This window comes from Candidatus Binatia bacterium, from assembly GCA_036504975.1.
Taxonomy (GTDB): domain Bacteria; phylum Desulfobacterota; class Binatia; order UBA9968; family UBA9968; genus JAJPJQ01.
The window spans coordinates 21,326-27,538 of the sequence record DASXUF010000113.1 but is presented as its reverse complement, the minus strand read 5'-3'; the positions used below and the strand labels follow the sequence as shown (position 1 = coordinate 27,538).

The window sequence follows — 6,213 nt, the reverse complement described above, 5'->3', positions numbered from 1 at the left end:
TCCGTGAGGCCGTAGCCTTGAATGACTTTGACGTGTGGCTGCGCGCTCTTGAACGCGCGCATGAGCGAGAGCGGCACGGTCGTCCCCATCATGCTGGCCAACTCGACGCTTTTCGTGTCGTAATCTTTCAGGTTCGGCAGGCCGAGCATGAGCTGAAAGATGATCGGCACGCCGTGATAGATCGTGACGCGGTGCTTCTGGATGCCTTCGAGCAAGGTGACGGGATTGAACTGGTCGAAGATCACCATGCGGCTGCCTTTATCGGCGATCTCGTTCAGATAGATCGGGCCGGAGATGTGCGACATCGGCAGGATGCAGCCCCAAACCGTATCGGCGTTGGTGTGGTGCATGCGCGCCATGCACGGCGGGAACTGGGCGAGGTTGATGAAATTCAAAACCACGCCCTTCGGCTCTCCCGTCGTCCCGGAAGTATAAAGGATCAGCGCGTCGTCCTCCGGCGCGCGTTTCGACGGAGGAAAATCTTTCGCCGCCGGCTCGAGCCTCTTCTCGAAGCTTTCGGCGCCCTCGCCCTCGACGATCCAAAGCGGAATTTTTTTTGATTCGTGAACGGCTTCGCGCGCGTCCGGCGCGAGGCGCGCGTGCGTGATGAGCAGGCTCAAGTCCGCGTCACGCAGCACTCCGGAAAGCTCCTTGCCCTTGAGCCGCGCGTCGAGCACGACGGTGACCGCGCCCATGCGCTGCGTCGCGTAATAACCTAGGGCGAAAGAAATCGAATTGGGAAGCAGGAGACCGACGCGGTCTCCGGGCCGGACGCCTTCGTCGGAAAGATTTGCGGCGAGGGCCGAGACTTTTTGATCGAGCGCGCCGAAGCTCAACTTTTCATCTTTGAAGATCAGCGCGACCTGCTCGGGATGTTTCCGCGCCGTCGCCGCCAGAACTTCACCGGGGAAAAAAGCTAGCGAATGGGTATCGTTTGCCATAATGCAAAGCACCTCTGAAAAGGTTTGAACCATTTGGAAAGCTTCCACAGCTCGCCGCGCTCGAGCTTGAGCTTTCCCTGCTGCGTCGCGAGAAACGGATCGAGCCGCCCGCGAAAAACCGCCTCCCACCACTCCCGCTTGCCGCTGATCGCGAACTCGCCGCCGTCGCCGGCGTCGAGGCGCGTGATCGCGCCGTTATCGAAATGCACGGTCCAGGGAGTCGCCGCTCCTTCCATGCTGAGCGTGAGCGTGGTCGTTAGATTTCCCTCTTTGCCCTGCTGTTGGCACTGCGGGTCCGAGTTGGCGCTCTCGATGAGCGCCTCCATGTGCTCGCGAGAGAAGAGCGCATGGCCGCCTGTTTGTTGTTTGGCCTTGCCCGGCTTGGCCGCCGGGCGCGGCGCCGATTCATCCGGCGCTCCGGAATGATCCACCAGAAGCTGGCACTGGACCGCCTCTTCCAGCAGATCGGTCAGAAGAAACGCTTCTTGCAGATCTTTGCCGATCGCGACCGTGCCGTGGCCCTGGATGATCACGACCGGACTCAGCTTTAAATTCTCGACGACTTCCCTCGGATCGGTGACCGTCGGCGTATCCTGGCGGACGATGGCGACCTCGCCGATCGTGTATTTCTCCTCGAAGCTCAAGGGAACGAAGCTCTCGCGCGAGATCGAGAAGCCCAGCACCGCGGGAGGATGGACGTGAATGACCGCCCGGGCGTCGGTGCCGCGATAGACCGCCAGATGCATCGGCGTCTCGCTCGACGGCTGGCGCTTTTTTTTCACCGGCCGGCCGTTGAAATCGATCTCGACCAAATTTTCCGGTTCGAGAAATCCGAGCGGCGCATGCTGGCCGGTGATGAGCAGGCGATTTTTTCCCAACCGGCAACTCAAGTTGCCGCCCCAGCCGCTGATGAGCCGGCGCTCGAAGAGCAGCTTTCCCCAGCGAATTATGTCGCGCTCGATCGATTTCATGCCACCGTTTTCTCCTTGAACAGGTCCCAGGGAATGATTTCTTTTTCAACCGGGGGAATCGCAATACCGTCGCCGACGACGCGCTCGCCCATGAAGGTCGAGACGTCGCGATCGAGCGCGGCCGCCGAAACCGGCTTGGACGCGAGCAGCTTGACCGAAACGCCGTGCGCGCGCGCCAGCAGGACGGCGTAGAGCGAGCCCGAGATCCCGACCGGCCCCTTGTCGGCGAATTCAGTATAAAAAAGATAGACCCGCCGGATCGCTCCTTGAGCGAAAAACGTCCCCATCATGTTGTCGGAGATGAGCTTGAACGGAACGTTTTGCTGCGTGAGCCCTTTGGCGATGACGTGCAATCCCCACAGCTCGGGACGCATCTCCGGCAATAAAATGTGCTGCGCATCTTCGCCCGCAAGCGCGTGGCCTAAAAAGCTGTAGCCTGAAGCTTCGGGTATTCCGTAAATCAACAGGTAGCTCGGCCCGTTTTTCTTTCTATCCTGTTCGGCTGAAATATCCTGCTGATATTTTTGCCTGAAGCTCTCGGTCGTATAGTTGCCGTCGAAATCGATCAGGCGCGAGATCAGTCGCGCCGGCGTCACGTCGAACGCCGGATAGCGGCCTGCGATCGGCCCCTCCAACAGCGAGCGGCCCTGCAACTCGAACAGCTCGCTTGCCGGCCGCTCTTCGATCTCGACTCCGTCGCCGCTCTGGAGGTTGCCCGGCGGCTGGACCAGAACATGGAACGGCACGCCGTATTCCTTGGCGACGACGGCGATCGGATAGGTTCCCACCTTATTGATGATGTCGCCGTTCCGCGCCGAGCGGTCCGCCCCCACCAACACGGCGTCGGCTTTGCCGCCGGCGATGACCTGAGCCACGGCCGAATCCGGAATCAATTCCACTTCGACGCCGGCCTCGGCCAACTCCCATGCCGTCAAGCGCGACCCCTGAAGGTAAGGCCGCGTCTCGGTCGCGATCACGCGCAATTTTTTTCCCATCGCCCGGCACCAACGCGCGACGGCGACGATCTCGCCGCTGACGTTGCAGTGGGTGAGAAGCCGGCACGACTCGGGCAAAAGCTCGGCGGCATTCTTCGCTCTCTGCGAGCGCGACTTCATGACCCCGGAAACCAGCTCATGGATTTTTCCTTCGAACCAGCCGCCCGCGTCGTTGCCGGCGGGCATCCGCTCGAACCATGGCTCGTAGTATCCGGCGAGGCCTTTGAAGTCGAAAGTCGGCCGCACGGCGATGAACTCATCCGCCAGGCGCCCGAGACGCTCTTTGAGAGCCGCGCCGCTCCGCCCGTCCCCGCCGCGCGCGACGAGCGCCGCCGCGTAAAAAAAGGTCAACACTTGCCCGAAGGCGCGCGTTTTCATCTCCTTAACGGCGCTAAGCGCCTCGGAGAGATCGCTCACTTCAATATAGTCGCTCTTCCAGGGCAGCAGCGTCTCGTCGAGGATCTTGAAGCGCCCGCCTTCCCACAGAACGGGCTGGAAGAGCGGGCTTTGCTTGGCTTCCATATTCAGCCGTTGAAGAAGGCTCATCCGCCAAAGCCTGCCTGGGAGTCTCTCGAAGGGAAGATGCGTGGGACAAGAAGCGTCAAGCGTACTCCAGATTTTCCCTTAGAAGTCTCGTGCCGCGTAACACAGACGTATCGCATCGGACCGGAGAGAGGCTCCCAGGCGGGCTTTGATAATGAAAGCGTCTCCATAGGCCAATCAATCCATGTACTGGAGGGCTTTGAGGGCGACTTCGACCATCTTCTCTTCCGTTTGCAAAAAGGCGGGATCGCGGAAGCCGAACTTTCCACAAAGGCATTCGTCAGAGACCGCGAGAATGGCGCCGGCCTTCTTGCCGCGCACCTGCGCGATGGTGAGGAATGCCGAAGTGACCATGTCGATGGCGGCGATCCCTTGCCGCTCGAGATCGCCGATCAGCTCGGGCGTTTCCTGGAACAGCGCGTCGGTGGTGAAAACCGAGCCGATATGATAGCGCACGCCGGCGTTTTTCGCCGCTCGTTCCAGCGCGCTCACGATGCCGGGATCGGCGACCGTGGAAAAATTTTTTGCCACATAATAGTCCGTGGTTCCCTCGCCGCGGCGCGCGCCGGTCACGATCACCAGATCGCCGACCTTGATCTTGTCTTGCAGCGAGCCACAGCTCCCGATGCGCACGAGCGTCTCGGCGCCGCCAGCGCAGAGAATTTCCGTCGTGATCGCCGTATCCGGCGCATAGCGCCCGCCGTTGCCGACCGTCACTTGTTTTCCGTCGTAAGCGCCGGTGTACATCTCGTAATCGAGAAAAGAAAAATTTTTCTTCGGGTTCTGGAGCAGGCCGCGGATCATATCGCTCCGCTCTTTCGGACCGGGGATCAAGGCGTAGCGGCCGAGAGAGTCGGATTTGAGGCCCAGCATCGAGAGCATCCGGGCCGGAGTGAAGTGCGGCTCTTTCATCATGGCTACAGACCTTGGGAGACGAACTCCAGCAATTCTTGGACCGGCAGAGGATTTTCGGCGAGAGCGAAGCTGCGGAGACAGACGGCGCTGGTCGTTATAACCAACTCTGCGCCGGTCTCTTTCGCTTCGCGCAGACGGTCTTCGGCGTTCCATTTGGCGAGATCCGGAAACGCCTCCGGCACGCCGCCTCCGCCGCCGCAGCACCAGGACCAGCGGCGGTTGCGCGGCATCTCCACCAGCTCGACGCCGGGTATCGCGCGGAGAATATTTCGCGGGGCGTCGTAAACGCCGGCGCCTCGGCCGAGATGGCAGGGATCGTGATAAGCGACCTTTTTCTTGATCGGTTTATTGAAGCGGAGCCGCCCTTCCTGAACCAGCTTTTCCAGATACTCGACGGCGTGCAAAACCTTCACGTCCTTGAGTTCTTCTTTGGGATACTCGCCCCAGATGCGGCGGCAACTGCCGCACGCCGTCACGATCGCGCGGATGCCGGCTTGCCTGACGGTTTTCAGATTCCCCTCTTGCAAGCGCGCGTACTCGTCGCGAAAGCCGAGATCGCGCGCGTACAGGCCGCAGCAGCTCTCGCGCTCGCCGAGGATGACGAAATCTTCGCCGGCATTTTTCATCAGCTTGGCGAGGGCGACGGCGCCGGCACGGCCTTCGGGCCGGTCGGCGGAGCAACCGGCGAAGAGGAGCGTCGTCGCTTTGCCGTCGCCTAACTTTTTTAAACCCAGTCCATCGGCCCACGCGCCGCGCTTTTCTTTCGGCTGCGCCCAGGGATTGTTGTGCTGCTTCAGACCTTCGAGCAGCGGGCGATGCGCTTCGAGCGGGCCTTCTTTCTCAGCGATCTCTTCGCGCATCGCGACCGTGATATCCCACGGGCCGGCGCCGTCATTGCGCACGCCGCAAATCTCCTGGCACATGAGACAGGTCGTGCAAGTGTAAACGACTTCTTTCAGCTCCGGCGTGATCGCGTCAAGGCCGTGAAAAACGCGCTGTGACATGAGCCAGCGCGACTTCGGCGTGTGGCGCTGGAAGCGGTAGAATTCATACGGCGGACATTTAGTTTTTGGGCCGGGCTCGTCTTCCATCGGATTGATCGGGCCGTGGCCGTAGCAGGAGCCGCAAAGCACGCAACCCGAGCTTCGCTCTTCGATGTCTTTGGCGTAGAGCCAGCGCTTCACGCGCTCGAGGCCAGACAGGGTTTTAATCTTCTCGGCCATAGATAGTTAACACGTAAACTATATCCGTAGAATTCAAGAGTCAACGCTCACCGCTACCGTGAGTTTCGAGTTTCGTGTTTCGCGTTAAACCCGCAACCCGAGACTCGGAACTCGAAACTATTTTTTACGCCGTCGAGGTGACGCGGATCAGCTTGCGGAGGAGCGCGGCAAGCTCTTTCTGCTGGTTTTTGTTGAGGGGCGAGAAAAATTGGGAAATGCTTTTTTCAAAGAGAGGGATGGTGTTCCGGTAGACCTTGAGTCCTTTGTCAGTGAGCGTGACCCGTACCACGCGGCGGTCGTGAGCATCGCGCTCGCGCACCACGAGGCGTTTCTCCTCCAGGCGGTCGACGATGCCGGTCAGGTTGCTCACCGTGACCATCATCTTTTCGCCGATCTCGCCGAAGGGTAAGCCGCCGGCGTAGCCGATGGTGGCGAGCACGTAAAACTGCGGCGGCGTGAGATCGAGCCGCTCCAGATCGTCTTGCAGCCTCTTATTGGAGACGAGATTAAAGCGGAGAAAACGAATCCACAACGAGGTGGTGTAGCGGGCAAAAAAAGGTCTCTTGTTCGCCAGCACGGAAAAAAGTCTAGACTCAGGCCTGCCAAAAAGCAACCGCCGCCTAGC

At 60.3% G+C, this 6,213-nt stretch carries 6 protein-coding genes; all 6 read right to left on the bottom strand.

Annotated features, from left to right (window positions below; genetic code table 11):
* Positions 1-941, bottom strand: a 941-nt coding sequence (locus tag VGL70_15360; GenBank protein HEY3304901.1) for a class I adenylate-forming enzyme family protein, incomplete at its 3' end; no start/stop codon positions are given.
* On the bottom strand, positions 917-1,912 hold the full coding sequence (locus tag VGL70_15355) for a class II aldolase/adducin family protein (GenBank protein ID HEY3304900.1): 996 nt from the start codon (positions 1,910-1,912) through the stop codon (positions 917-919). The genes VGL70_15355 and VGL70_15360, both read right to left, overlap by 25 nt.
* Positions 1,909-3,453: a hypothetical protein gene (locus VGL70_15350; protein ID HEY3304899.1), complete on the bottom strand. Its 1,545-nt coding sequence runs from the start codon at positions 3,451-3,453 to the stop codon at positions 1,909-1,911. Before VGL70_15350 ends, VGL70_15355 begins: the two co-directional genes overlap by 4 nt.
* A gap of 174 nt (positions 3,454-3,627) precedes the next feature.
* A complete protein-coding gene (locus VGL70_15345) occupies positions 3,628-4,365 on the bottom strand; it encodes a hypothetical protein (GenBank protein HEY3304898.1) in 738 nt (245 codons plus the stop codon).
* A gap of 2 nt (positions 4,366-4,367) precedes the next feature.
* Positions 4,368-5,588 carry a (Fe-S)-binding protein gene (locus VGL70_15340; protein ID HEY3304897.1) on the bottom strand — a complete coding sequence of 407 codons (1,221 nt, stop codon included), beginning with the start codon at positions 5,586-5,588 and terminating at the stop codon, positions 4,368-4,370.
* A gap of 124 nt (positions 5,589-5,712) precedes the next feature.
* A complete protein-coding gene (locus VGL70_15335) occupies positions 5,713-6,165 on the bottom strand; it encodes a MarR family transcriptional regulator (GenBank protein HEY3304896.1) in 453 nt (150 codons plus the stop codon).
* Positions 6,166-6,213 lie beyond the last annotated feature (48 nt).

What these genes read in the sequence shown, in the direction of transcription:
- VGL70_15355 (HEY3304900.1), bottom strand. Translation starts at nt 1,912, where the DNA reads ATGAAATCGATCGAGCGCGACATAATTCGCTGGGGAAAGCTGCTCTTC.
- VGL70_15350 (HEY3304899.1), bottom strand. Translation starts at nt 3,453, where the DNA reads ATGAGCCTTCTTCAACGGCTGAATATGGAAGCCAAGCAAAGCCCGCTC.
- VGL70_15345 (HEY3304898.1), bottom strand. Translation starts at nt 4,365, where the DNA reads ATGATGAAAGAGCCGCACTTCACTCCGGCCCGGATGCTCTCGATGCTG.
- VGL70_15340 (HEY3304897.1), bottom strand. Translation starts at nt 5,588, where the DNA reads ATGGCCGAGAAGATTAAAACCCTGTCTGGCCTCGAGCGCGTGAAGCGC.